The sequence below is a fragment of the Pedobacter kyungheensis genome, assembly GCF_000812965.1.
GTDB classification, from domain to species: domain Bacteria; phylum Bacteroidota; class Bacteroidia; order Sphingobacteriales; family Sphingobacteriaceae; genus Pedobacter; species Pedobacter kyungheensis.
In genome coordinates this window covers 79,746-105,934 of sequence record NZ_JSYN01000006.1, presented here as the reverse complement: position 1 = coordinate 105,934, position 26,189 = coordinate 79,746, and the positions used below count along the sequence as shown (strand labels likewise).

Annotated in this window: 22 protein-coding genes; 13 read left to right on the top strand and 9 right to left on the bottom strand. The window is 38.8% G+C overall.

Features of this window, described 5'->3' with window-relative positions:
- The first annotated feature begins 2 nt into the window (after nt 1–2).
- The 5 genes from gwsG to OC25_RS07330 all read left to right on the top strand — a co-directional run bounded on the left by gwsG (nt 3) and on the right by OC25_RS07330 (nt 5,740).
- Nucleotides 3–935 carry a grasp-with-spasm system ATP-grasp peptide maturase gene (gene gwsG / locus OC25_RS26800; protein WP_052266025.1) on the top strand — a complete coding sequence of 311 codons (933 nt, stop codon included), beginning with the start codon at nt 3–5 and terminating at the stop codon, nt 933–935.
- A gap of 79 nt (nt 936–1,014) precedes the next feature.
- Nucleotides 1,015–1,176 carry a hypothetical protein gene (locus OC25_RS27850; RefSeq protein ID WP_156131419.1) on the top strand — a complete coding sequence of 54 codons (162 nt, stop codon included), beginning with the start codon at nt 1,015–1,017 and terminating at the stop codon, nt 1,174–1,176.
- Nucleotides 1,173–2,255 carry a hypothetical protein gene (locus OC25_RS07340; protein WP_039473604.1) on the top strand — a complete coding sequence of 361 codons (1,083 nt, stop codon included), beginning with the start codon at nt 1,173–1,175 and terminating at the stop codon, nt 2,253–2,255. The genes OC25_RS27850 and OC25_RS07340 overlap by 4 nt, the downstream gene beginning before the upstream one ends.
- 1 nt (nt 2,256) lies before the next feature.
- A complete protein-coding gene (locus OC25_RS07335; protein WP_039473601.1) occupies nt 2,257–4,449 on the top strand; it encodes a peptidase domain-containing ABC transporter in 2,193 nt (730 codons plus the stop codon).
- A complete protein-coding gene (locus OC25_RS07330; protein WP_039473598.1) occupies nt 4,439–5,740 on the top strand; it encodes an HlyD family secretion protein in 1,302 nt (433 codons plus the stop codon). The genes OC25_RS07335 and OC25_RS07330 overlap by 11 nt, the downstream gene beginning before the upstream one ends.
- Nucleotides 5,741–5,827: 87 nt before the next feature.
- Here OC25_RS07330 and OC25_RS07325 read toward each other — a convergent pair whose 3' ends face one another.
- Both OC25_RS07325 and OC25_RS07320 read right to left on the bottom strand, forming a co-directional pair.
- Complete coding sequence (locus OC25_RS07325; RefSeq protein WP_039473595.1) at nt 5,828–6,622, bottom strand: Fic family protein; 795 nt, start codon at nt 6,620–6,622, stop codon at nt 5,828–5,830.
- Nucleotides 6,622–6,861 (bottom strand): hypothetical protein, encoded by a 240-nt coding sequence (locus OC25_RS07320; RefSeq protein ID WP_039473592.1) that lies wholly within the window; start codon nt 6,859–6,861, stop codon nt 6,622–6,624. Before OC25_RS07320 ends, OC25_RS07325 begins: the two co-directional genes overlap by 1 nt.
- Before the next feature lie 230 nt (nt 6,862–7,091).
- Between OC25_RS07320 and OC25_RS07315 the strand changes: the two genes are divergently transcribed.
- From OC25_RS07315 to OC25_RS07300, 4 genes are all read left to right on the top strand, one after another.
- Nucleotides 7,092–8,696, top strand: a complete 1,605-nt coding sequence (locus OC25_RS07315) for a tetratricopeptide repeat protein (protein WP_039473590.1) — start codon at nt 7,092–7,094, stop codon at nt 8,694–8,696.
- Between the two features lie 262 nt (nt 8,697–8,958).
- The gene (locus OC25_RS07310; RefSeq protein ID WP_039473587.1) at nt 8,959–11,736 is read left to right on the top strand and encodes a TonB-dependent receptor domain-containing protein; all 2,778 of its coding nucleotides are present in this window, start codon (nt 8,959–8,961) and stop codon (nt 11,734–11,736) included.
- Between the two features lie 23 nt (nt 11,737–11,759).
- Nucleotides 11,760–13,019, top strand: coding sequence for a hypothetical protein (locus tag OC25_RS07305; protein WP_039473585.1), 1,260 nt, complete (start codon nt 11,760–11,762; stop codon nt 13,017–13,019).
- 1 nt (nt 13,020) lies between these two features.
- Nucleotides 13,021–14,094, top strand: a complete 1,074-nt coding sequence (locus OC25_RS07300; RefSeq protein ID WP_039473582.1) for a phytase — start codon at nt 13,021–13,023, stop codon at nt 14,092–14,094.
- Nucleotides 14,095–14,198: 104 nt separating this feature from the next.
- Here the strand turns inward: OC25_RS07300 and OC25_RS07295 are convergent, their stop codons facing one another.
- Both OC25_RS07295 and OC25_RS07290 read right to left on the bottom strand, forming a co-directional pair.
- A complete protein-coding gene (locus tag OC25_RS07295; RefSeq protein WP_039473579.1) occupies nt 14,199–16,445 on the bottom strand; it encodes a TlpA family protein disulfide reductase in 2,247 nt (748 codons plus the stop codon).
- 163 nt (nt 16,446–16,608) lie between these two features.
- On the bottom strand, nt 16,609–17,205 hold the full coding sequence (locus OC25_RS07290; protein WP_039473574.1) for a GIN domain-containing protein: 597 nt from the start codon (nt 17,203–17,205) through the stop codon (nt 16,609–16,611).
- Between the two features lie 289 nt (nt 17,206–17,494).
- Here OC25_RS07290 and OC25_RS07285 point away from each other — a divergent pair, with 289 nt between their 5' ends.
- Nucleotides 17,495–18,160 carry an FAD-binding oxidoreductase gene (locus OC25_RS07285; RefSeq protein WP_039473571.1) on the top strand — a complete coding sequence of 222 codons (666 nt, stop codon included), beginning with the start codon at nt 17,495–17,497 and terminating at the stop codon, nt 18,158–18,160.
- 35 nt (nt 18,161–18,195) lie between these two features.
- On the opposite strand, the gene OC25_RS07280 is transcribed toward OC25_RS07285, so the two are convergent.
- The gene (locus OC25_RS07280) at nt 18,196–18,657 is read right to left on the bottom strand and encodes an Lrp/AsnC family transcriptional regulator (protein ID WP_039473568.1); all 462 of its coding nucleotides are present in this window, start codon (nt 18,655–18,657) and stop codon (nt 18,196–18,198) included.
- A gap of 162 nt (nt 18,658–18,819) precedes the next feature.
- Between OC25_RS07280 and OC25_RS07275 the strand changes: the two genes are divergently transcribed.
- Both OC25_RS07275 and OC25_RS07270 read left to right on the top strand, forming a co-directional pair.
- A complete protein-coding gene (locus tag OC25_RS07275; protein ID WP_039473927.1) occupies nt 18,820–19,740 on the top strand; it encodes an EamA family transporter in 921 nt (306 codons plus the stop codon).
- A gap of 13 nt (nt 19,741–19,753) precedes the next feature.
- On the top strand, nt 19,754–20,515 hold the full coding sequence (locus OC25_RS07270) for an alpha/beta fold hydrolase (RefSeq protein ID WP_209435575.1): 762 nt from the start codon (nt 19,754–19,756) through the stop codon (nt 20,513–20,515).
- A gap of 41 nt (nt 20,516–20,556) precedes the next feature.
- On the opposite strand, the gene OC25_RS07265 is transcribed toward OC25_RS07270, so the two are convergent.
- Nucleotides 20,557–20,925, bottom strand: a complete 369-nt coding sequence (locus OC25_RS07265; RefSeq protein ID WP_039473565.1) for a winged helix-turn-helix transcriptional regulator — start codon at nt 20,923–20,925, stop codon at nt 20,557–20,559.
- A gap of 143 nt (nt 20,926–21,068) precedes the next feature.
- Between OC25_RS07265 and OC25_RS07260 the strand changes: the two genes are divergently transcribed.
- Nucleotides 21,069–21,995 carry a ClpXP adapter SpxH family protein gene (locus tag OC25_RS07260; RefSeq protein ID WP_039473561.1) on the top strand — a complete coding sequence of 309 codons (927 nt, stop codon included), beginning with the start codon at nt 21,069–21,071 and terminating at the stop codon, nt 21,993–21,995.
- Between the two features lie 81 nt (nt 21,996–22,076).
- Here the strand turns inward: OC25_RS07260 and OC25_RS07255 are convergent, their stop codons facing one another.
- From OC25_RS07255 to OC25_RS07245, 3 genes are all read right to left on the bottom strand, one after another.
- Complete coding sequence (locus OC25_RS07255) at nt 22,077–22,673, bottom strand: GIN domain-containing protein (RefSeq protein ID WP_039473559.1); 597 nt, start codon at nt 22,671–22,673, stop codon at nt 22,077–22,079.
- Nucleotides 22,674–23,009: 336 nt separating this feature from the next.
- Nucleotides 23,010–23,579 (bottom strand): dihydrofolate reductase family protein, encoded by a 570-nt coding sequence (locus OC25_RS07250; RefSeq protein ID WP_039473556.1) that lies wholly within the window; start codon nt 23,577–23,579, stop codon nt 23,010–23,012.
- 200 nt (nt 23,580–23,779) lie between these two features.
- Nucleotides 23,780–26,050 (bottom strand): GH92 family glycosyl hydrolase, encoded by a 2,271-nt coding sequence (locus OC25_RS07245; RefSeq protein WP_039473553.1) that lies wholly within the window; start codon nt 26,048–26,050, stop codon nt 23,780–23,782.
- Between the last annotated feature and the right edge of the window lie 139 nt (nt 26,051–26,189).

The following is a 26,189-nucleotide window of genomic DNA, read 5'->3' as shown; positions in this document are numbered from 1 at the left end:
TCGTGATACTAATATTCTCCATAAACAGCGATTATTCTACCAGTGCTGTAATCAATTGGCTTATACGGCTCAAAAAGAAGTTTATCAGAATCAATGAAGATACCTTATTCGAACTGCTTTGGCTTAATTCGTCAGATTTTGCCATCGCTATAAACGGGGAAATGGTTTTGGGCAGCCAAATTACCAAAATGTGGTACCGAAGGGGAGGGTTGGATCTCTTTGCTAAATTTAAGCATACTTTAATTAAAGACTATTTACGTGTTGAGCATACTGCCCTGATAGAATATTTTTATCACAGGCTGGATAAAATTCCATCGGTAAACAAAATCAAAAACAGCGATATCAACAAGCTATATTTGATGGATCTTTGCCGGCAATACGACATTTTGGCTCCAAAATACCTGGTTACAGGCTGCAAAAGCGCAGTGGCCAATTTTTTCGAGGAGGAAAAACATATTATTTCCAAGCCTATTAGTACACCGTTTTCATTTCAGGATGAAGAAGATTTCTCGCACATGGCATATACCTCAATGGTTAACCGCGAAGATATTGATGCCCTACCGGAGCGATTTGTACCGACTTTTTTTCAGCAGGCCATTGCAAAGGCTTATGAGATCAGGGTATTCTACCTGAATGGTAAATTTTACGCCATGGCCATATTCTCTCAAAACAACAGCAATACCAATGTCGATTTCAGAAATTATGATAGGGATAAACCAAACCGCGTTGCGCCATACACCTTAGCAAAAACATACGAAAAAAAGTTAAAAAGAATGCTTGATGCATACGGTCTTAACTGTGCATCCTTTGATGTGATTTACGCTGCTGATGATGCTGAATATTATTTTTTAGACTTAAATCCCGTTGGCCAGTTTGGTATGGTATCAACCCCTTGTAATTATAATTTGGAGCGGGAGATCGCATTGGCACTTTAATTTTAACTAACTTGATTTGTATTGTTGTCAGGTCAAAACGCCCTTTCGAAACTTAAATTAAGCCATATCTATAAAACCTATGAAAAACATAAAAGACCTGATAGATACCGGAGAAGCACCATTACACATAAAATCATTGGTAAAAAAGCCTAAGCCTACATACCTGATTAAAACAAGGGTTTCTAAAATTTACCATACCAATAGCTTACAACTCGACCTATACTTTAAATCGCCGATATGAATAAATTGTACCTCCGAAACCAACTGTGTATTCCGGTAATTGGGTTTAACAGGGCTATCATTTACGATTTGGGCCGCAAAGACTATCATTTTATTTCAAAAAAACATTATCATATTTTAAACACCGATGGCTTTGTAAATTTCACCAGGATTGCTGATCAATCTGAGCGTAGCGAGCTGATAGATTTTCTTTTAAGTTTAGAGATTATTTTTGAAGTTGCATCTGCTCAGGAAAAGAAAAGATTTCCGAAAATATCCAGAGCACTACATCAAACTAACGAGCTAACCCATGCTGTTATACATACTAATATTAGCAATAATTTTATTGATTTAATCGATCAGAATCATCTTCAAAACTTAAGCATCATTTCACCACAAATAGATGATGAACTCATCAATTTGGTAGCGTCATTTGCCCAGCTGGAAATTGATGGGATATACCTGTATATTGAAAAATTTGATGCAGAAAGCCTCGAAAAATACGAACTTAAATTAGCCCGGCAACCTATCCTATTCTCAGTTAATTTTTTTGGAGTGGATAGCTCACATACCGAACTGAAAGATAATATTTACTATAATTTTTTTACTGAAAGTTTTGGGCAATACCAACAGCTGCTAAGCGTAGATAAATTGTTTGTAAATCAAGCGTTTTTTCTGGAAGCTTATAACAAACACTCGTATTACAACGGCAAAATCTATATCGATCAAAGTGGCAATATTAAAAACGGACTCAATAGCAAACAAGCTTTCGGCAATATCAATTCAATGAGCGTTGATGAATTTCAGCAAACAATTAATAGCAAACTATTTTTGGAGCCTGGAAACATCAATAAGAACCAAACCCTGGTTTGCCAGCATTGCGAATTTAGGTATATGTGTACAGATGTACGTGTACCCGAAAAGGAAGCTGAACAATGGTTTCATCAGGTAGAATGTGTTTATAATCCATATATTTCTAAATGGAATAATGAAGAAGGATATCTTAATTTAAAAGAATCCGGAGTAACGGTTTCAGCGTCAGGTTGCACCATAAATAAAGATAAATTGTCGAAAACCTTTAATAAAATCTGGTCAGAATAGAATGAAAAAATTCCCGTTCTACAAACAACCCGATTCTAAAGACTGTGGTCCAACCTGTCTCCGTATTATCGCGAAATACCATGGGCAGAATATTCCTTTGCAGCAGATTCGCGATCTTGCTGAAACCACACGTGAGGGAAGTGGCTTGCAGGGTTTAAGTAATGCGGCAGAAAATTTAGGGTTCAGAACTTTAGGTGTGCAAATAGACTTTAACACCTTAATGACTGAAGTTCCTTTGCCCTGCATGGTACATTGGAACAAAAACCATTTTGTTGTTGTCTACAAAATTGACAAGTCAGGAAAGGTTTACGTATCTGATCCTGCTCATGGCTTAATTACTTACACCAAAACCGAATTTATTAAAAGCTGGATAGGTGAAAATGCGCGGGAAGATACAGAAGAGGGCGTTGCCCTGGTTTTAGAAACTACCCCGACTTTTTTTAATGACGAATTTAATGAGGATGAAAAGAAAACCAGCTTTTCTTTCCTTTCCAAATATCTCTTCAAATATAAATCGCTTATTTTTCAACTGGCCATAGGTTTGCTGGCTGGCAGTTTATTGTCGCTGGTTTTTCCTTTTCTTACCCAGAGCATTGTAGATGTAGGGATTCAGAACCAGGATCTCAATTTCATTTACCTGATTTTGCTGGCGCAGGTAATGCTATTTGTTGGTAAAACGGGTATTGAAGTTATTCGCAGCTGGATTTTATTGCATCTCTCTACCCGGATAAATATTTCTATTATCTCCGATTTTTTCATCAAGCTCATGAAACTGCCCATTAGTTTCTTTGATACCAGAATGACCGGCGATATTATGCAACGCATTAACGATCACCACCGGATTGAGCAGCTGTTAACCAATTCATCGCTAAATACGCTCTTCTCGCTGGTTAATTTGATCATCTTTAGCATTGTGCTGCTATGTTACGATTACCGTTTGTTTCTGGTCTATTTAACGGGAGCAATTGTGTATGTGATCTGGATCAGCTTTTTTCTGAAGAAAAGGAAAGCACTCGACTATAAAAGGTTTTCGCAAGTTTCGCAGGAACAGAGCAAGGTGATTGAGCTGATTAACGGCATGCAGGAAATAAAAATGCACAATGCCGAAAGGCAAAAACGCTGGGGTTGGGAGTTTTTGCAGGTGAAATTGTTTAAACTGCAGATCAGGTCGCTTTCTCTGGAGCAATGGCAATCGGTAGGTGGAAATTTTATCAACCAGATGAAAGATATCCTGGTTAGTTTCCTTGCTGCAAAATTGGTGTTAACCGGGAATCTAACCCTGGGGATGATGCTTTCGGTACAATACATTATCGGGCAGCTAAATAGCCCCTTGATGCAATTGATTGAATTTATTAGACAGAGTCAGGATGCTAAAATTTCTTTAGAAAGATTAGGCGAAATTCACGAAAAGGAGGATGAAGACAGGCACGAGGAACGCTACGTATCCGAAATTCCGCAAAATGATATTGCCCTGAATAACGTATCGTTTCGTTACACCGGTTCGTCGGCTTTTGTGTTCGAACATTTAAACCTGACCATTCCGTACCAGAAAACAACAGCCATAGTGGGCGCCAGTGGGAGTGGAAAAACCACCTTGTTAAAATTATTGATGAAATTTTATGATCCTAATAGCGGTGAGGTAAAAATCGGAAATACTGATATGAAAAACATTTCTTCGAGGCTGTGGCGCGACCACTGTGGTGTGGTGATGCAGGAGGGCTACGTATTTAACGATACCATTGCCAATAACATTGCCATTGGTGAGGAAATAGTTGATAAGCAGAAACTGAGAAAAGCAATTGAAATCGCCAACATCAAAGATTTTATTGAGAGTTTGCCTTTAAGCTACAATACCAAAATTGGGAACGAAGGGCTGGGAATTAGTGGCGGCCAGAAACAGCGGCTGTTTATTGCGAGGGCCGTTTATAAATCGCCCGATTTTATTTTCTTCGATGAGGCAACCAGTGCGCTCGATGCCAATAACGAAAAAATCATTATCGAAAACCTCGAACAGTTTTTTAAAGGGAAAACAGCAATCGTTATCGCTCACCGCTTATCAACAGTAAAACATGCCGATAAAATTGTGGTGCTCGATAAAGGAAAGGTTGTGGAAGAGGGTAGCCACGAACAATTGGTGGCAAAAAAAGGAGAATATTACAGGCTAATTAAAAACCAGCTCGAACTTGGAAACTAAGAAAGATATATTGGATAGCATAGAACTGCGCTCAGAAAGTGTACAAGATGTACTTTCACAGCCACCGCACTGGATGTTCCGTTGGGGGAGTGCCATTATTTTGCTTGCCATTTTAATGGGATTACTGATGAGCTATTTCATTAAATACCCCGAATTTGTGCCGGCTCCCATTGTGGTTACCTCGCAAAACCCACCCGAAAAACTGCAGGCCAGGATTGATTCCAAAATCGAGAAAATATTTGTCAGCAACCACCAAAAGGTAACGAAAGGGCAGGTGTTATTGGTTTTGCAATCTACTGCAAACTACCGCGATTTGCTCGAACTTAAGCAGATAGCAGATTCAATTTCTCAAGATCAGCTATCATCCTTCCCGATTCATCAAATCTCGAGGCTGAAATTGGGCGAACTTCAGGCCGATTACAATGCATTTGCCAAAGCCTTTCAGGACGAACAATTGTTTAAACGTTTGCGGCCTTATGCCCCCGAAAATGTAGCTGCCGATCAGAATATATCAGCCTACCGAAGTAGGATCATCAACCTGAAGCAACAAAAAGAGCTCGAGCTGGCTAAATATGAACTGGTAAAGAAAAGTTATCAGCGTTCGCAGAAGCTTTTCGGACTAAGCGTTATTTCGGCAAACGAGCTCGAAACCGAAAAAATAAAGTTCCTGCAGGCACAGCAAAGTCTCGAGAATATTAATATTACCCTATCTCAAACCGAAGAGGGCATTGCCAACCTGAGCAAAACCAAAAGTGGCTCGACAATTAACGCCGAAAAAGACAAAATTAATTATGCTTCGCAAACCCAGCAGTTGTTTGAGCAGCTGAGAAAATCGCTGCGGCAATGGGAACAAGATTATCTAATGGTATCATCTACAGATGGCGAGGTTAGTTTTCAGCAGTTTTGGGGCGAAAACCAGTTTATTAAAAGGGGAGATGCCGTTTTATCTGTTTTGCCTGATAATAAGCAGGCACTGGTAGGCCGCATGTCGGTTCCGGCCGGTAATTCAGGCAAAATTAGCCCGGGTGAGAAGGTTTTAATCAAATTAGATAATTACCGTTACCAGGAATATGGCATTGTAGAAGGCAGGGTGGAAAATATTGCCTTTGCACCCGATGATAAAGGAAATTATTATGTAGATGTTACGCTGCCTAAAGGTTTGAAAACTTCTTATCACAAAAACCTTGCTTTTGATAAAGAACTTAAAGGTAATGCCGAAATTGTTACGCAGGATTTAAGGTTGATAGAGCGGATTTTTTACCAGCTGAGGAAGCTTTTAAGGTATCAGTGAGATTAAAGGCCTACAGATGGTGCAACAAGTTTAGATATAAGGCTTACGATTTAATCATTTGCAGAACTGCATGCTGATTTGCAATGGCTATTTTTTAAGCAAATGTTTTCTTTTAACTTTCAGACTTTCTATCAGTCTATCTGCCATGAATTCCAGCATAGAACCTTCTTTTTGTTCCTCCTTTGTAAAGCAGTCGAGATATAATCTTTTATCTACCTGATTGATAAAAATAGGGGGGAAGCCATGCTGCAATAATATGAGGTTCATGAAAATTCGCGCAATTCTGCCATTCCCATCACCAAACGGGTGTATTTGATTTAAGAACACAAAATGAAAACGTGTTGCCACATGTAAGGGATGTTTTTCAATCTTTTTAGAATCAATATTTTTTAAAGCTTTATTTGTTTCATTAATCAATGTTCCCATTGCAGATGCTACCTCATCAGGTGCAAGGTATAAATGCTCTTTACCATCCACTCTATAGGTTCTGTTTTCGAATAATTTATACTTTCCCGGGTCATAATATACATCATCTCCCCATTGAGCTGGATTTTTCATCAGCTCTTTGTGCATTTTTTTAATATTTGATTCAGTAATCTGCTCTGCAGTATAATTTTCAAATACGATATCCAATACCTTTTTATGGTTTAGAATATCAAGATAATCTGAAACAGCCACATCTTTTGGGCTGATGAAATCTTTTAAAATCTGTATGGTTTGCCCGTGAGTAATTTTATTTCCCTCAAGATTATTAGAAGCATAAGTAAAATCGATCTTAACCCGCTCCAGATACTCCTTATCCCATTGCTCGGGCTGAGGTTCAAGCTTAAGAATTTGCTTTTGAAGTCTGTTTATTATCTTAAATTGATCTTCGATTGCCATTATATAAACTTTACATCATAATCAAAACCCCTGGTTTTAATTTTGTGAAGCCATTGTTTATAAAGGTTTTTTCCAATAATCATTTTTCCATCCCTAACGGTTAATGTTTCGCCAACAATAAAATTGCTCAAATCCTGACGATATTCCTTCTTTACATCTGTAATAAAGATTTCCGCCTTCTTTTCTGGCAACATCATTAATGTATTTATTCTTCTGGAAATAGAATCTATGGGGTTCATAATACACTAAACAATAAATGTAATTCAAAAATACCGAAAATATGTCTTTATTGCAAAGTTAATGCCTATTTGAGATTTAGTGAAAATTTTGCAGATGTTCAGATTCTGACAGATCTTAAACAAAAATTACTTTCGTATTAATCTGGAATAAAGTAATCATCACATTTGTTTCTCTTCTTAACATTAACTTAACCTTTTCGCTCTTTCTTTGCTGAAAATTACTTTTCTGTATGATGAAATACGTTTGTGTATGCCTGATATTTTTTCAGTTGTGCGCTGCTGCCGGTGCGCAGGAAAAAGAACCTGGACAGTTTTTCGATCAACAATCTAAAAAACCAATCGAATCGCTTATCGAACTGAAGAAAATATATGCTCAATCTATCGAGAATAATGACACGATTTTAGAAGGAAAATGTTTGCAGCAAATGGGGAAGGTCTGCTACAGGCAAGGCCATTTCCGGCAGGCGCTCGATTTTTTCCTAAAAGCCGAAAAGATATTTAACGGTAACGATAAGCCTGTGTTACTGGCCGCAAACCTGAGCGATATTGGTGTACTGTACTATTATCTTAAGCAGCCAGATAAAGCCATGAAAAATTATCTCCTGGCCTTAAATATTTATAAAAAGGAGCATAACGTAAAGGGACAAGCAGCTATTTTCGGGCAGATTGGCCAGCTTTACGAGAAACGCATGCGTTATGATAGTGCTTTTCATTATCAGAACCTGGCTTTAAAAGCAATCGAACAAACAAACGACATCAGTGATGCTGCCAAAATTTACGAAAACCTAGGTAGCATTTACGAAGATTTAGAGAAGTATGATTTGGCTTATCAGCATTTCAGAAAATCACTCGATTTATATCAGAAAGATCATAATGAACTTGGCAGTATAGAGGTAATTAATAACCTGGGCGATATTTTGCGTAAAACAGGCAAATACCAGGCGAGTATTGCAGAAACACAAAAAGCGATGAAACTTGCCAATAAAATGGGAAATATTTATCAGCTCGCTTCCTGCTGTCGCGATTTGGGTAAAGCTTACGAGTTACTGAACCAAATGGATAGTGCTTACCACTATGTTAAGCTGGGCTACAAATATACCATCGATTTATACTCGGAAGACGGAGCCCGTCAGGTTGCCTTTCTGCAGGTGCTTTACGATATCAATAAAAAATCGGATGAAATCACCCGGTTGCAAAGCGATAAGAAGATCAACCGGGTGATTGCATTTTCAGCCACCATTGTGGTGGTATTAACCATTGTTTTGGGCTTTGTTATTTTTAGCAGGCAGCGCTTAAAATTAAAAGATCAGCAAATGCTGGCTAAACAGAAAGATATTCAGCACGATTTAACCAGTCTGGAGCTTAAAAACCTGCAATTAGAAGAGCAGCAGCTCAAACAACAGCTCGAAGTAAAGAGCCGGGAGCTTTCCACCCATACCCTAAACCTGATTAAGCACAACCAGTTTCTCGAAAACTTGCGCAATACCCTGCAGGCTATGGTTAAAGATGATAAACGGGATCAAAAGAGGCAAATGAACCAGATCCTCACCGAGATAAATCAAAGTTTTAACCACGAGCGTAACTGGAAAGAATTTACACAAGCTTTTGAGCAGGTGCACCATCAGTTTCTCGAACAGCTTAAAAAGTTTAGCAACGAACTTACCTCTGCTGACATGCGCTTAATTGCTTTGCTTAAAATGAATCTTGACTCAGCCGATATCGCCACTTTGCTGGGTATTTCTACCGACAGCCTGAGGGTTTCCAGATACCGGTTACGTAAGAAGCTAAACTTAGCCCAGGGCGATAATTTATCCGCTTTTATACAGGCACTTTAAGCGTTACAACTATGCAGATAAAATTGCTTTTTCATGCGTATTTGTCTGCTTAACAATTTGTTAATGTAACGGTAATAAAAGCATAACGGCGCTTATGTTGCTGTTTAAGTATTTGATTTACAGTATTTTGTTGTTTTGTGTTGCTTTTTGATATATGCTCTTTGTAACGGTGTTGCCTTTATGTAACCCTGATAATTTTTGCATATAAACTGGCGTATACATCTTTGCCCCGTCAGTTAATAAAAAGACATTACCAAACAAAATGAACAAACTTTTACAAATTCTGTTTTTTCTTGTTTTTTGTGCAGGCACAGCCAACGCTACAAAAATAAAAGGGCACGTTTACGATAAACAAACCGGCGAGGCCATCGTTGGCGCGACCGTAGTGCTCGAAAATCCCAGACGGGTAACCAACACCGGTCTTGATGGAACTTTTGAGTTTAAAGGGATATCTACCGGTACTGCCAAAATCAGTGTAAGTTACATCACTTACAAAACCATCACTAAAACCATTACGGTGGCAAAAGAGGATAATGATCACCTGAAATTTTATATGGAAAGTGACTCAAAAAGCCTTGATGATGTAACCATCCAAACCAATGCGGTAGCTTCGACAGATCAGGGAGCACGTCGTCTGGAGAAAAATTCGACCCAGATTATGAACATCGTATCGGGTAAAGCCATTGAAATTTCTCCTGATTTAACGGTAGCCAACATTACGCAGCGTGTTTCTGGTGTTTCTATCGAGCGCAATAGCAATGGCGACGGACAGTATGCCATCCTGCGGGGTATGGACAAGAGATACAATTACACACTGGTAAATGGTGTGAAAATCCCAAGTCCCGATAACAAGTACCGTTACGTACCGCTTGATTTATTCCCGGCAGATTTATTAGACCGCCTGGAAGTTTATAAAACGCTTACCCCAAATCTGGAAGGCGATGCCATTGGTGGAGCCATCAACATGGTGATGAAAAACGCACCGGGAAAATTTCAGGTAAATGCGAATGTTTCAACCGGTTACAGTCAGTTGTTTATCGATCGTAAATTTGCCAGCTACGATGCATCAGCCATTCAGTATAAATCGCCTTACGAGCTAAATGGGAAAAATTATAATGCTACGCAGAACGATTTTACTAAAGGAACGCTGGATTATAAATACAAAAGCCCTGCGCCTAATTTAATTGGAAGCTTATCAGTAAGCCAAAGGTTTTTAGAGAATAAGCTAGGTGTGGTTTTGGCCGGAAGTTACCAAAATACTTACCGTGGAAGTAATAGCACATTTTACAATAATGCAGTAGCTGGTACCGATGCTTATGCGGTAATTACCAGCAAAAGCTACCGCGAGTTTTCCGAACAGCAACAACGTACCGGCTTACACGGAAAGGTCGATTATTCATTTAACCGGAACCACCAGTTAAGCCTTTACAATGTGTACGTTAATTTGAAAAACCAGCAGCTTAGAGATGCAGTAAGTACTACTTATAATGGGGTGTACAATCCTACTGCCGGAAATGCAGAGCTGGTTTACGATACCCGTAGCCGTTTAACCGAGCAGCAGATTTACAATAGTACGCTGCACGGCGATCACAAATTTTTCGACGATAAATTCAAGGTGCAGTGGTCGGCAGTTTATTCGTCAGCTAAAAACGATGTGCCCGAAAATACCAGCATCAGCTTAAACGGAATCGAACAAAATTTCCAGCGTACACGAACCAGTTTAGTGAATACCAATCCGGTAACCCGCCGCTGGGAGCGCAATACCGATGAGGATATGGCAGGTTATCTTGATCTTACTTATCGCTTTACTCTGGGCGAGAACAAACTCGATATCATGGCAGGTGGTTTATACCGCGATAAACAAAGAAGCAGTTTCTTTAATAATTATAACCTGGCGCCAAGTGCTGCTGATGCAAAAAAGCTGTATGGAGTAGATTTTCAAAGTTATACAGATTTAAACCTGGTGGTGAGCAATCCAACGGGTGCCGTAGCCAATTCACTTACCTATGATGCATCAGAGAAAATTGCCGCGGGTTACGGAATGTTTAAATACAGCTCGGCTAAACTTGAGCTAATTGGAGGTGCACGCGTAGAACATACCAATCAAGGTTATAATCTGCTTTTCCCTGCAGGAGAAACTTATCCGAAAGGAAACCAGGTATATACTGATGTTTTACCAAGCTTAACCGCGAAGTATTTTTTGAGTGATAAAGCACAATTACATGCTTCGTATTACAAAGCATTAAACCGTCCGGGTTTTTACGAAATTGTACCTGGCAAAGTGGTTAATGAAGAGTTTCAGGAGCGCGGAAATCCAAACTTGCAGCGTGCGCTGGCTGATAACTTCGATTTGCGCTACGAACTTTTTCCAGGCGCATCCGAGCAATTGTTAATCGGTACTTTTTACAAGCGTATCAAAAATCCGATCGAATATACTTTCCAGGCTGATGCCGTTCGCGGACAGGATATTTATTATACTCCGGGTAATTTTGGTACAGCCAATAATTATGGTGCTGAGGTCGATTATATCAAATATTTCAGTAAAATCGGTGTTAAAGCAAACTATACCTATACCCACTCGCGGATTGTAACACCTAAAACAACCCGCACCATTAATCCGGCAACTGGCGATATTCAGGCGCTTTCTGTTGATCAGGAACGCCCGCTTTACGGACAGTCTGAGCATATTGCGAATTTATCCGTGTTATTTAAAGATACCAAAAAAGGCTGGGATGCACAGCTTGCAGCTGCTTATACCGGTTCGCGGATCAATACTGTTTCACAGTTCTTAAACAACGATTTGTGGCAGAAAGGTTTCGTGCAGATGGATGCTTCGGTTGAGAAAAGATTTAAGGGCGGAATCAGTGTTTTTGTTAAAGCCAATAACATCTTAAATACACCTGCAAAATTATTCATCAAAGGCACCAACCCTGAAAATAACAAAATCAACGAAGATTTGGTAAAAGACGGTAACACCTTGATCAGGAGTGATTATTATGGCCAGAACTATTTAGTTGGCTTCAGATATAAGTTTAATTAATTGAATTTTAAAAAGATAAAGACATGAAATCGAATCAGATTTTTAAACTACTTATGCTTGCCCTGCTTGCTCTGGCAGGATGCGAAAAAGCCAATATTGATGTAGATACTACCGCAGTAGATGGCTCTGCCATTGGTGAAGTTTCAGGTGTTTGGGCAAAGGGAAGTACGCAGGTTATTAAAGGCGATATTATTATTCCTGAAGGAAAATCGTTGACCATTGAAGAAGGAGTTACTGTTTTAATGGATACCCTTGCCAAACCCGAAATTATTGTAAAAGGTAATTTATATGCCCTGGGAACTGCTGAGAACCCAATTAAATTTACCGTAAATGAGTTTTATAAAACTCCGCAAAAGAAATTCGGTAAACTTTGGGGAGGTATTTTGGCGGGGCCAACCTGCGAAGAGCTGGTTTTAGATCACGCCATTATCGAATATGGTGGTTCTACCACTTCTGATGCTTCAACTTCGGTTAAAATGGGACTTTACAAGGCTGTAGCCGGCGAAAACCTTCCGGCGCTCTGGTTTGCCAATGCAAAGGGCAAATTAGTGGTACAGAATAGCATATTCAGAAACCTGCAGGAAGATTGTACCTATATTGAGGGTGGAAAGATCATTTTTGCCAACAATGTATTTTATACTACGGGTGTAACCGGTGGTGAGGCTATGAACTTTAAATCGGGCTGTTTGGCTGATATTGCCTATAACCTGGTTTACAGCACCAATACCAATGCGCTAAAACTATCTAATACCGGCGATAAAACACCACAAACTTATATTATCGCTTACAACAATACCATGGTTAACACCGGGTGGAGAAGACCAACTGCAAAAGGCGGATCGGTATGGATGGAAAGCACCGTGCGTGCCGATTTATACAATAACCTTTTTGCCAACACCCGTTTTGGCGTGAAAAGGGATCCTAAAAAGCCAGAAGATGCCCGTTCTGCCTACAGCAATAACTGGTATTATGGATACGATCAGGCTACTGTTAATCAGTTTCAACCGGGTGGCGATATTATTGGTGGTAAAAATGATGTAATTGGCACTGCTGCTGGCGCCAACGATCCTAAATTTGTTAATTATCCGGTAAATACTGCAGTTAGTAATGCAGATTTTAACACCCCCTGGGATTTTCATTTACAGGGAAACTCTCCGGCTTTAGGTAAAGGCATCACCAACTTTATCCGTCACCATGCAGCTGGCATTGTAATGAAAAATGGTATTACTTACATCTCTCCAGCGCCAGCTACATTTGTAGGCGCTTACGGTACTAAAATTTAAAATGAAGAATAGAATAATTATACCCTTTGCAGCAATTGCAATTTTAACCCTGTGCTTTTCTTGTAACGGAACAGCGCAAAAAGCAGATAGTACTGCAGTAAAACCACTTTACGTTTCAGAGCCTGTTGATTTTGATACCGACGATCCCGCCATTTGGGTTAACCCCGCCGATGCCTCACAATCTTTGGTAATCGGTACTGATAAAGATGCAAACGGAGGTTTGTATGTTTTCGATCTGAAAGGAAAGATCATCAAATCGAAAACAGTTAAAGGTTTGCAAAGACCCGATAACGTTGATATTGCTTACGGATTAAATCTTGGAGGTAAAAAAACAGATGTCGCTGTTACCACCGAAAGGTTGAGTCATAAACTCCGGATTTATTCTCTTCCGGACATGAAACCGATAGATAATGGGGGGATCCCGGTTTTTGTTGGAGAAACCGGCACTGAGTACCGTGATTTAATGGGTATTTCCATGTATACCGATCCCAGCGGGAAAATATATGCCATTGTTGGCCGTAAAACCGGGCCAAAAGAGGGTTACCTTTGGCAATATTTGTTAACAGATGATGGAACTGGTCATGTTAAAGCTGAACTGGTGAGGAAATTTGGTACTTACAGCGGTAAAAAAGAAATCGAAGCTATTGCAGTTGATAATGAACTTGGCTATGTGTACTACTGCGATGAGCAGTTTGGTGTACGTAAATATTATGCCGATCCGGCTAAAGGCGATAAAGAGCTTGCACTTTTTGGTCAGGGTGATTTTGCCGTTGATAATGAAGGTATAGCCATTTATAAAACTGCCGGAAACAAAGGTTATGTATTGGTATCTGATCAGGGAGCCAGGCAGTTAAAAGTGTATAGCAGGGAAGGTAAGGCTGGTGCTCCTAATCAGCACCCTTTAATAGCCACCATAAAGTACAATGCGAACCAAACCGATGGAATAGATGTGGTATCGGTACCTTTAAATGCCGATTTTAAACATGGTTTGCTGGTAGCGATGAGCGATGATAAAACTTTTCATTTTTACCGTTGGGAAGATATCGCGGGTAAGAAATTGTCGATTAATCCATAAATGGTTTGATAGTTTAAAACACAACAAAAAAGGCGGCCATGGCCGCCTTTTTTGTTTAACCTGATCTATAATTGTAATCAGCATTTTGTTTTTTTACTTATGCGCTAAATTTCCCATTCCAAATATTTAGTTAATATTTCATTGTAACTTGAAAGATAAGGTATAGTCAAATAAACCCCATTGGGAAGAAAAAGTAGCTTAGTTGGGTAGCTTCTGATTTTAAAATCGTGCTCAACTTTACCATCCGACATTAAAACAGTGTAAGTATAATTCTGTTTAGTCATGAAATCATCCACGTTTTTCTTTTTATCGTAGCAGGCAATAGTGGTGACCTGAAGTTTTTCCGGATTTGGATTCTTAATATGTATCGCTTCAATTTCGCCAATTTCACTTACACATGCACCACACCAGGTACCCCAGAAATCTACAAACACAAATTTGTTTGCCTGATCTGCGTTGGTTACTATTGTTCCTTTGCGTTCATTTAACGAAAAATTTGGGACCACAGGCAGCTTGCGTTTTAAAGCTTCACTAAAAAAAGATTTAAAATCGCCAGCAGGATAGGATTTCAAATAGTTTGCTTTCAGTTTTGTATAACGTTCAGGTTCGAGGATAACCATATCAACCTCTTTATTTAATTTATCTTCAATGCTCATACCTGCAGAACCACCTGCAGCAAGATACATATCCGTGTAAGGAATAAAAGGTGTGAATTTATATTCAGTTTGCAAATTATTGTTGTTATCTATCAGGTCTTGTTGAGTTGGTAAATAATCAACTGCCATCTGAAGGTAAGCGATTTCTGTATTTTTATTTAGTTGGCTTTTTCTATAATAAGCATCGGCAAGATTTTTTTTATAAACAATCCTGTTCGGTGCAATATAATGCTTTAGTGTAAAAGAATCTACGTTTGGTATTGCACCAGAATTGATCTGCTCGATTCTTTTCCTATTTAAGTCAATGGTATAATCGATATACGCTAGTTTTACCGAATCGGCTACCTGTTTCTTAACCAACTCATCGTAAATTAGTATCCTATACCTGCCAGCTTTATCAAATAAAGAGTTAAATTGAGTTTTGGCAACATTTTCAAGTTCTTTTGGCGTTACAGCAAGTTTAGCTTGCACTAAAGTTTTCATTCCTCTCATCAGTTCGGTCACATCAGGAATTTGTAATGCTTCAATTTGCTTGATAATACCTAATGCATTTTGCAGCGAATCCTTGTTTTTAATTCTATAAATTAATGCACCAAAAGTATTGTGTATATTGTTACTGGTACTTCCCATGTTTTCAAGATAAAATTCTTCATCCTTAAACTTTGTAAACGAAAGTTCAATCGCCTTTTTTACATTGCTGAAATCACCTTTGTTAAGGTCAATATCCATCTTGTTATCGATATCATTAGAGGAGGGTAGATATTGATAGGGAACCTTATCCAGAAGCTCCCAATAACCTGGACCAACATAAGTTAATACACCTAATTTCGCTCCAAGGTACTCATAATCATCTTTTGCAAAGCCCTTATCCAAAGAGTCGAGTGATTTCATAATCCTGCTTTCAATCGTTTGATCTCCTTTCACACTGTTGAAAAGATCAGCAAGTTCCTGGATTTTTCGCTTAGCTTTGTTTATGGGAAGATAATATTTAGCATAATCTAATTTTTCTTTTGCCTCTGTCAATAATTGTGATGAAGAGTTAGTTGCCTTACCGTCGAGTGAAATCAGGTTAAATTTAACAATGTCATAATTTGTAGCCTGTTTTTTCTCTGAAGAAGAATCAGTTGTTGTTTCGATTATTGATGATTTGTTTAGTCCTTTATCATTAATGGCAAAATGTCCTATTCTTTGAAAAAATGGGGTGTGTACTTTAAAATATTCGTCAGTAAATACCTCTTCAATGCGCTTACTGTTTGTTTGTCCGTTCTGGTGGATGTTCAGCGCCTTAAGTTTCGCCAAAATGGCTGTTTTAATTTTGGGTAAACCATTTACCCTAATAATTCTACCGTATTTATCTATTTCCAGTTCATAGGATGTTAGCGTGAGTACTTTATTCGCAATGGCCATAAAGTCTTTTGGTTGTTCCTTGAAAGGTAATTGGGAGTTCTGTAGACTATGAGCCTGTTTTAAAAATATTTCGGGAGATGCCTTTAATCTATAGACGCCATTTTTAAGGCTTAAAACCTCGAAGTTGGTCTTCCAATATTCATAGCTTTCATAACCGTATGAGCTGATGGGACCATCTGCAGTGCTGGTGGCATCGTAACTGAATTTTTGTCCTTGTTTTAGTTTTAAGGTTTGCGCATATCCTACTTTAAGGACAAGCAGCAATGCAATTGAGAGTGTAAATTTCATATTATCTTCTACTCAAAGATAGAAAATTGTTGATTTTGAACAAACTTTGGATGCTATGTAGGAAATTATAAATTGTGAACAATCGGGCGCATTGGTTAGTTGGTTTGTCAAAACAAAAAAAGCGGCCAGGGCCGCTTTTTTCATTATCTAAATCTTCGGGTGCTTATTTAGCCAAAGCTGCGGTTCTTACAGCAACTTCTGGTGTGCTCATTTCTGTTTTTGCAGCTGCAAAACGATCTAAATTTAATTTTGGGGTGCTTCCCATTACCAGGCTGTGGTTTTCGGTAGTACCGCTTAATTTTAAATCTGTACGGTCTGAAATTACAGTGTAAAGGCTTTCAGTTTTCGAATCGATTTTGGCTGTTGCATTTCCGCTTAAGAAAACCTGAAGGTTGGTTACATTTAATTTACCGGCTGTTTTTACTACTGCATCGTCAGATGCCATTACGCGGTAAATGCTTTTTACGTAAACGGTAACTTTAGCTACCTCGTTATCCGCCGAAGTAATTTTTAGTGCGCTACCATCCTGAATCACTTTTACTTTTCCGGTATTGTCATCAGTGTAGCTTACACCTTCTTTACCATTCTGGATCAAGGTTACTTCAACATTTCCGCTTACTACTACTTTATCAAAGTTTTTAGGAGCAGAGATTTTAACAGGTTGTTTTTCGGTAGCCATTACAGTTGTAGAGAAGATTGAAGTGCTTAAAACAACAGCTGCCATTAATGATTTTGCTAGGGTTGAGAATGAAGTTTTCATAATATCTTGTTTTATAGTTTTAAATAATAATTTGTGAATGTTTTGATAATAAGACGTCGCTTTTTGGCAAACGTTTCAGTGCATTTGGCCGTATTATACCAACGGCTGTAACTTCTCGACGAACGCCCTTTTAAATCGGGCGAAAAATGACTGGTCTGACGAAAAAATACACGCCGTTTAATCACTTATTGCCTCCGTTTAATCGGTAAATGCACGAAATCAGTAAAATTATTCGCATTTTTATATAGAGAAAACAAACAGGTTTATTTACCAGTTAAAAACAAAGGTTATGGAATTTACTGTTAATATTAGGGCAATATCGCAGGTAACACATAATGTAAAATGCCTTCGTTTTGATAAACCGGAGCACTACCAATTTGTTCCGGGGCATGCAGCCGATGTATCCATCAATAAACCTGATTGGGTTGAGGAAAAGCGGCCGTTTACTTTTACCGCTTTAGCAGATAAACCCTATCTGGAATTTACCATAAAATCTTATACCGATCATGATGGGGTTACCAATCAGATCGGCCAGCTTAAGGTAGGAGATGAACTGGTGATTTCCGATTCATGGGGAGCCATTGAGTATAAAGGTGAGGGCTGCTTTATTGCAGGGGGTGCCGGGATTACACCTTTTATAGCTATTCTGAGAGCGTTGCATCAGGAAGGAAAAGCAAAGGGCAACAAACTGTTTTTTTCGAATAAAACAGAAGCTGATATCATTTACAAAGAAGAGTTAACAGAAATTCTTGGCGAAGACGCTGTTTTTTTAGTGAGCAGCGAGACATCGAATCGCTATCAAAACGCACGCATTAACGAAGCTTTCATCGATACCAATGTCAAAGATTTCAATCAACCATTTTATATCTGTGGCCCGGATTTAATGATCGAAGAGATTTCGGCCATTCTGGTAAATAAAGGGGCAAACCCTGATAGGGTAGTTTTCGAAAAGTGAGGAAGTGATTTAAGTGCGGAGTAATATAATTCGGATCAAAAAGGGAGTACAGTTGTTTGCTTGATTTGCCGCATCACAAATGAACTTTGAATTTTACTTATATTCGGGATAACAGATAGCTTTCTGGTTACAAAATCATTAAATGCGTCAGGATCTTTTACAACCACTTTTAGGATAACATCAAAAATTCCTCCGGTTACATAGGCCTCCATTATTTCTTCAAGTCCGTTAACTTTCTCTAAAAATTCTTCAACATATTCAATTCGCTGCGAGTTGAGCGAAACATTTACGATTACCATAAAATTTAGTCCTACTTTTTTGGGATCAACCAGAGCCACATAATCTTTTATATATCCTTCACTTTCCAGTTTTTTTATTCTTTCATAAACAGAGGTACGCGACATATTTAAGCGTTCGGTAAGCGTAGTTATTTCAAATTTTGAATCTTTTTGAAGTATTCTTAATAATTCTATTTCCTGCTTGCTTAATATTTCCATCTGGATTTTTTCCTGCTAAGATACCAAAATGTTATTTGATTTTGGACGATGTACGGTATTTTTTATTTATTTCGAATGTTGTCTGTATTTTTATTTTTATTCTCGAACATTGTTTTGTTGTTTTTAGTTTTGTCCGTATTTGGTAAAATAAATAACGGTAAGATGTTAAAATATATGATGATGGTTGCCTTTGGTGCAATGAGTTATGGAACATTGACTTCCTTTGCAAAAATTGCTTACACAGAAGGTTATACACCAGGAGAAATTACTTTTACACAAGCCTTTTTAGGTGCATTGATTTTGTGGCTGCTGGCATTCTTAAGGAGCATAAAAGAAAAAAAATCCAAGATCGCTTTCAATTGGAGATTGATATTAGCGGGTACTGCTATGGGGCTTTCGGCTTATTGTTTTTACCTTTCCGTTAAATATATCCCGGTTACACTGGCTATAGTTTTATTGATGCAGGTCTCCTGGATCAGTAATATTGCCGAATGGCTGATATTCAAAAAGAAATACTCAAAAACAGATGTTCTGGCTACCAGCCTGATTTTGCTTGGGACTGTGTTAGCGGGAAATCTTTTGAATGTTCAAAATCTAAACTTTTCTTTAAGCGGTATATTGTTGGCAACTTCATCAGCAATTTTTTACACTATTTATGTCATTTCCACTAGCAAATTAGGGAACGGTATACCCATGTTAGAAAAGAGTGCTTTAATGACTACTGGTTCTGCATTATTGATTTTAATCATTAACCTACCCTCATTTGCGATCAGTTCTCATATTGATTTTGGCTTATTGAAATGGGGAAGTTTTTTAGCCGTATTTGGTACGGTAATACCACCAATTTGTTTTACAACCGGTATGCCCAGGATTGGACCTGGCTTGAGTGCTATTTTGTTAACTCTGGAGTTACCTGCAGTCGTTTTATGTGCTTATATTATTCTGGGTGAACAAGTAAGTTTCATTCAGGTAATCGGGATTCTGATCATGATTGGTGCCATTGTATATCCTAACCTTGTAAAAGCAAGAGGAGAGAAGCAGATTGAAGTAAAAACAGTGAATAAAATCAGCCAAAGCCCATAATTTTGATAGTTTGATGATGAAAGAGAAAGTTATTAATGGAATGGTGATAAGCTATTCCAAAAAATATGCAGATAGACCAACACTCGTATTTCTTCACGATAGTTTGGGTTGTATTGAACTTTGGAGAGATTTTCCGGAAAAGCTTGCTGAAGCTACAAAATGCAATCTGGTAATTTATGATCGTTTGGGCTATGGAAAATCAAGTCCAATGGCAGCTCAGCAACGGCCAACTAATTACCTGGAAATAGAAGCTGATATTTTGAATAATTTACTCATTGAGCTAGAAATAGAAAATGCCATTTTATTTGGCCACAGTGATGGAGGCTCTATTGCGCTAATAGGGGCAAGTAAATATCCCACGAAGATTAAAGCGGTAATAGCCGAGGCTGCACATATTTTTGTTGAAGAGATTACGCTGAAAGGAATTTATGTAGCAATAGAAAAATATAGAACTACTAATCTTGCTGAACGATTGGCCAGGTATCATGGAGATAAAGTAGAAAGCCTGTTTAATGCCTGGACAAAAACATGGACGCGAAATGATTATCGGGACTGGAATATTGAACATTTTTTAACCAGCATCAGATGCCCGCTTTTGATTATTCAAGGTGAGGCTGACGAATACGGAACTTTGGCTCAGGTAGAAAAAACAATCGATCAGGTAAGTGGTAAACCCCAAAAATACATCATTCCAGATATTGGTCATACCCCACATAAAGAAGTGCCTGAATTGGTTCTGGAAAGTTGTAAAGATTTCATAATAGCTTATGAATGATGGGAAAAAGTTTACTAGGCTGAAAAATAGTTGTAAATTGATTAATCACTTGCCTTTTCGTAAAGTGAGTTTCTGTAAGCTGTTCCCCATTTGGCAATTTCATCTATAATGGGTTTCAGTGTGCTGCCATATTGTGTAACTTCATATTCTACTGTAATGGGCTTGGTATTTAAAACTGTCCGACTAACCAGATGATTTATTTCCATGTCTTGTAATTCTTTCGAAAGCATTTTCGCAGCTATACCATCTACTTCGCGCAACAAATCCATAAAACGCATTTTACCACCCTCGAGCAAAGTGCCCAGGATGTGAAACTTCCACTTCCCCGATAAAATCTCCATGGTATCCTTAATGGCAGTTATCCGTACTTTACAAATGCTGGTGTTATTTACAGTCTGGTTTTTCTTCATCAATTAATTTTCCTCATTCGTTTGTGCCATAAAACTAGCAAAACTCCAGGTGGTTTCCAATGGGTAAGTAGTTTCCAATAGGTAACTGATAACATTTGTAAACCAGGACTGCTTTAACTTTGTATGGATAAAAAGGATAAAAAATGTCAAACGATACCACCAAAATCAACCCATTGTTGTGCAATCCAGAAACAGGTATTTGCGAAATGCCAGATTTAGACAATGAAAAATTAACTTCAATTGAATTTCAGTCGAATACCAAGCCAGTTAAGGTGGTTTATTTTACCGATCCGATTTGCTCTACCTGCTGGGGAATTGAACCTCAGCTTAGAAAGCTAAAACTGGAGTATGGTAACAGTGTTGAAATTGAATACCGCATGGGCGGATTATTGCCCGATTGGAGTTACAACAGCGGCGGTATCAGTAAGCCATCAGATGTGGCGCACCATTGGGATGAGGTAAGTGCTTATTATGATATGCCAATTGATGGAGATGTTTGGCTGGAAGATCCACTCGATTCTTCATACCCGCCGTCAATTGCTTTTAAAGCGGCACAATTGCAGGACAATAAAAAGGCTATTTTGTTTTTGAGGGCGATCAGGGAAATGGTTTTTATGGAGAAAAAGAATATTACTAAATGGGAACATCTGGAGCTGGCCGCTACAAAATCAGGATTGGATACCGTTCAGTTGAGATTAGCTATAGAAGGACAGGCAAAGAAAGATTTTGAGGAAGATTTAAAATTAGCAAGGGCTTATGGCGTAAGAGGTTTCCCTTCTTTGTTTTTCGAGTCAGGCCATGGCGCAAAGGAATTTGTTTATGGTGCTAAACCCTATGCCTATTATGAGCTGGCTGTGTTAAAGTTATTCCCAAATGCTGAAAAAACAGTTTACAGCAAAAACTGGGAAACACTTTTTGGTAAATATACTTCACTTACTGCTAAAGAATTTACTGAGCTTTCAGGAACGCCTCGAAGCGAAAGCGAACAATTGTTGAACAATCTGGTCATAGCAGGAAGTTTAGAAAAATTAACAACAAAAAACGGCAGTATCTGGAAGCTAAGAGCTTAACTGGTTGCACTAAAAGTATAGGATGTATAGAAACAAAAAAAGCGGCAAGAGCCGCTTTTTTTGTTGTTAAATCTTCGGGGCTTATTTAGCCAAAGCTGCGGTTCTTTCAGCAACTTCTGGTGTATTCATTTCTGTTTTGGCAGCTGCAAAACGATCTAAGTTTAATTTTTGCGTGCTTCCCATTACCAGACTGTGGTTTTCGGTTGTTCCGCTTAATTTTAAATCTGCATGGTCTTCGATTACAGTGTATAGGCTTTCAGTTTTAGAGTTAATTTTGGCTGTTGCATTTCCACTTAAGAATACCTGAAGGTTGGTTACATTTAATTTGCCATCAGTTTTTACTACTGCATCATCAGATGCCATTACACGGTAAATGCTTTTTACGTAAACGGTAACTTTAGCTACCTCGTTATCCGCCGAAGTAATTTTTAGTGCGCTACCATCCTGAATTACTTTTACTTTTCCGCTATTATCATCAACGTAGCTAATGCCTTCTTTACCGTTCTGGATCAGAGTAACTTCTACATTTCCGCTTACCACTACTTTATCGAAGTTTTTAGGAGCAGAGATTTTAACAGGTTGTTTTTCGGTAGCCATTACAGTTGTAGAGAAGATTGAAGCGCTTAATACAACAGCTGCCATTAATGATTTTGCTAGGGTTGAGAATGAAGTTTTCATAATATCTTGTTTTATAGTTTTAAATAATAATTTGTGATTGTTTTAATAATAAGACGTCGTCTTGCAGCAAACGTTTCACAGGTTTTGGCCGTATTATACCAACGGCTGTAACTTCTCGACGAACGCCGTTTTAAATCGGGCGAAAAATGACTCGTCTTTTCAGAAAATATGCTTATTTGATAAAATTGCAGGCAGTATACCTCCTTAGCTTCAGAAGATGTAAATAAATGATTGCCTGTTGAGCGAAGGAAAGGTGGAAAACAAGAGGTATGAAAACGCTAAAAGGCATATCCTGCAGTTAAACCCTGACCAGATATGCCCTATATAAGTGATGTTTTATTTTTTTAGCGGTCCGGTGTGTTTATAGGTATTAATAAGTAAACCCGTAGGGGTAGCTTTTGAATCAACGAAAACCAGTTCGCGGGCATCAATAGTATCTGCCAGTAAACGTTTTCCATGACCGAGTAGAACAGGGTACGTGATGAGGATCACCTCATCAGCAAGGCCCTGGTCAAGCAGTAATGAAGTAAGCGTAGAGCTGCCTACCACAATCAGGTCTGGCCCTTCTGTCGATTTAAGTTTACCAATGGCATTGATCACGTCCTCACTAAGGCCTTCAACAGGGCCCCACTGCAGGCTATCAGGCCTGTGGGTTACAATGAATTTGGTTGCGGCATTTATTGCGTTTGCCATGGGGAAATCTCCGGCATTTGGCCAGAAATTGCTAAAGATATCGTAAGTGGTACGGGCAAGTAGCAAATCAAACTCTGCTCCATAAGCTTCTAAAAGCATTGCTGCCCCTGCAGGGCTACGGTATGCTGTGGTCCAGGCGCCATAGGTATAGTCTCCGTCGTGTTCTATTACACCATCAAGTGAAATATGTTCGAAAATCCTGATCTTTCTCATGTTGTTTAAATTAGGTTAAATCATAATCCAAATTTAATGCGGATTAAAGTACACCCGTGAGGTGGAATCGCGACAATATCAGGTGTAAGATTGTCCGGATTTAGCAGGTAATTTTAAAAATCGATTGTACCGTAAAATAAAACAGGGTATACTTAATTTAAAATATACCCTGTTTTTTATTTTTTCGTTGTCGCTTTTAATTATTTCGAAGGCATTTTAAAAGACGGCGGTAAGGCGCTTTCATCAGCAGCCCATAGTTTGTTAGGGCGTTTACCCATGGTCAGTTCCAGTTTCCCACCTTTCATTAAGTCTTCGTGAGAAAACCAGGATTTATTCCATACTTGCCCGTTTAGTTTTGCCGATTGGATATATTTATTTTCAGGTGCATAATTTAAACAGGCTACCTCGAATTTTTTACCATTTCCAAGATCGAGTTTTACATTGGCAAATGTTGGGCTACCAATAACATACATAGGTAAGCCAGGCGTAATGGGATAAAAACCCATTTGCGAGAAAACTACGAAAGAAGTTAAACCGCCGCCATCTTCATCACCCGGAATGCCCATCAAATCGTTACGGAACCATTGTGTAAGTAAACTGCGCACGCGTTTTTGTGTACGCCACGGTTGCCCTGCGTAATTATATAAGTATGGGATATGCATGGCAGGTTCGTTCCCCATCGAAAACTGGCCTACGTTACCGGTATGATCTGGCAGTTGCGCATAAAAATCAAACCTGCTTTTGCCCAGTGGTGTATTGTACATTTTCTCCAGTTCATCAACAAATGCCTGTTTTCCACCTATCATTTCGACCAGATCACCCAGGTTGTGCAGAACATCCCAGCGGTAAAGCCAGCCATTGTTTTCATCATAGGTTTCGCGTGCACCCAACCCACCGGAAAAGCGGTAATCTAACGGCTGAATAAATTTACCATCAATATCTTTAGGGTGGAAAAACTTAGTATCTGGCTTAAAAACGGTATGGTAGCTTTTGCTTTTCTCTAAAAAATCTTTGGCTTCATCGGTTTTGCCCAATTGATGTGCAATGTTGCCCAGGCACCATTCATCGTAAACGGTACCCAATGTAACGGCTATTGGCTGGCGTTTCTCAAAACCATGTACTTCAGGGGCAGTTTCTTTTTCGCCTGCAGGCAATGCCGGAAAATATCCTTTGTCTTTAAAAAACTGATCTAATACACCAGCTTTTTTCGCCGACCATGGCGCTAAGGTTTTTTCGGTAATGCCTGCTTTACAATATTGATAGGCTTCTTCGAGGTTAAAAGTTCTTAAACCCTTGTTATAGGCATCGATAATGGTAGCCACACCATGATTACTGTTCATCCTGCGGCTATCGCCTGTAACTTCCGGAAAGGTTGGCATCCAGTGATCGTCCATTTGCTGGGCCATACGCAAATAAGAGTTAATCATATTGCCTTCCATTTTTGGCTCAATAATTACCCGCAGGGGGTGTGTTGCACGGTAAGTATCCCAAATCCAATCGTCAGTAAAAAAAGGTGTGCCGTTATCATTGTGGATTTTCCCATCAAATGCACTAAAATATTGTCCATCTTCCGACAAGCAGATCATGCGCTCGTAAGTACGGTAAAGCGAGGTATAAAAAATAGTCTTGGCTGTTTCATCCGTTCCTTCAATCGCAATTTTGCCGAGCGTTGCATTCCAGATATTTTTACCGTTTTGTGCTACTTTAGTCAGATCGTAATCCTTTATTTCCCGGTTAAGATTTTTTTTGGCTTGTTCTACACTGATAAATGAGATCCCGTAATGTGCTTTAATCTGTTTGGTATTGGCCGGATATTTCAAAATCAGGTAAGCGTTTTGTCCGCTGGTGGTAAGATCTTGTGTATCTATCGTTTCACCTTTATGTGCACCCGATTCAACCGGCAATAAATCAGTTTCAAAATAAATATAAACTTTGGTGTTGTTACTCAGTTTCTGAAAACCACTTACCACATTCTTGTTTACTGCGAGTTCGCCGTTTCTGGTATTTAAAACCAGGTATGCCGGAGCCGTTTTTGAAAAATTAAGATTGTAAATGCCCGATTGATGTGCAGGGGCAAATTGGACATTAATGCCATAATCATCTAAATCTACCTCATAATAGTAAGGCTTAATTATTTCATTGTCATAGCCATAGGCGAGGGTGTTTTTAACGTTTTTCAAATCGCCCTGAAAAGGACTCAGGTTAAATGCTGAGCTGCCACGGTGACTGGTAATTACCAGCGGTAAACCATGGATTGTATTAGCGGTGAAATTATCCCTTTCCGGATAAACCCTCAGCAAGCTATTGGGTAAATGCACCGTGGGGTAGGTGGGCACCAATAAATGACTGATATTGCCAATATAGGGGTTAACGTAATCTACAGGTTGTTTTTTTAACTGAGCATTTGCTCCACTGATAAGAAATGGAACTGCTAAAGCAGAACAGAGTAACGAGTATAAGTATTTTTTCATATTTAAAATTTCAACAGAAGCCGGCAAACGAACGTGATATTTTCATCATCATTCGATAGTAAGTGTATCATTTGCAGGTAGAATATTTAATTAGCCAAGCAAGTTAGTAAAACGATTTATTAATTCATTAAAAATTACT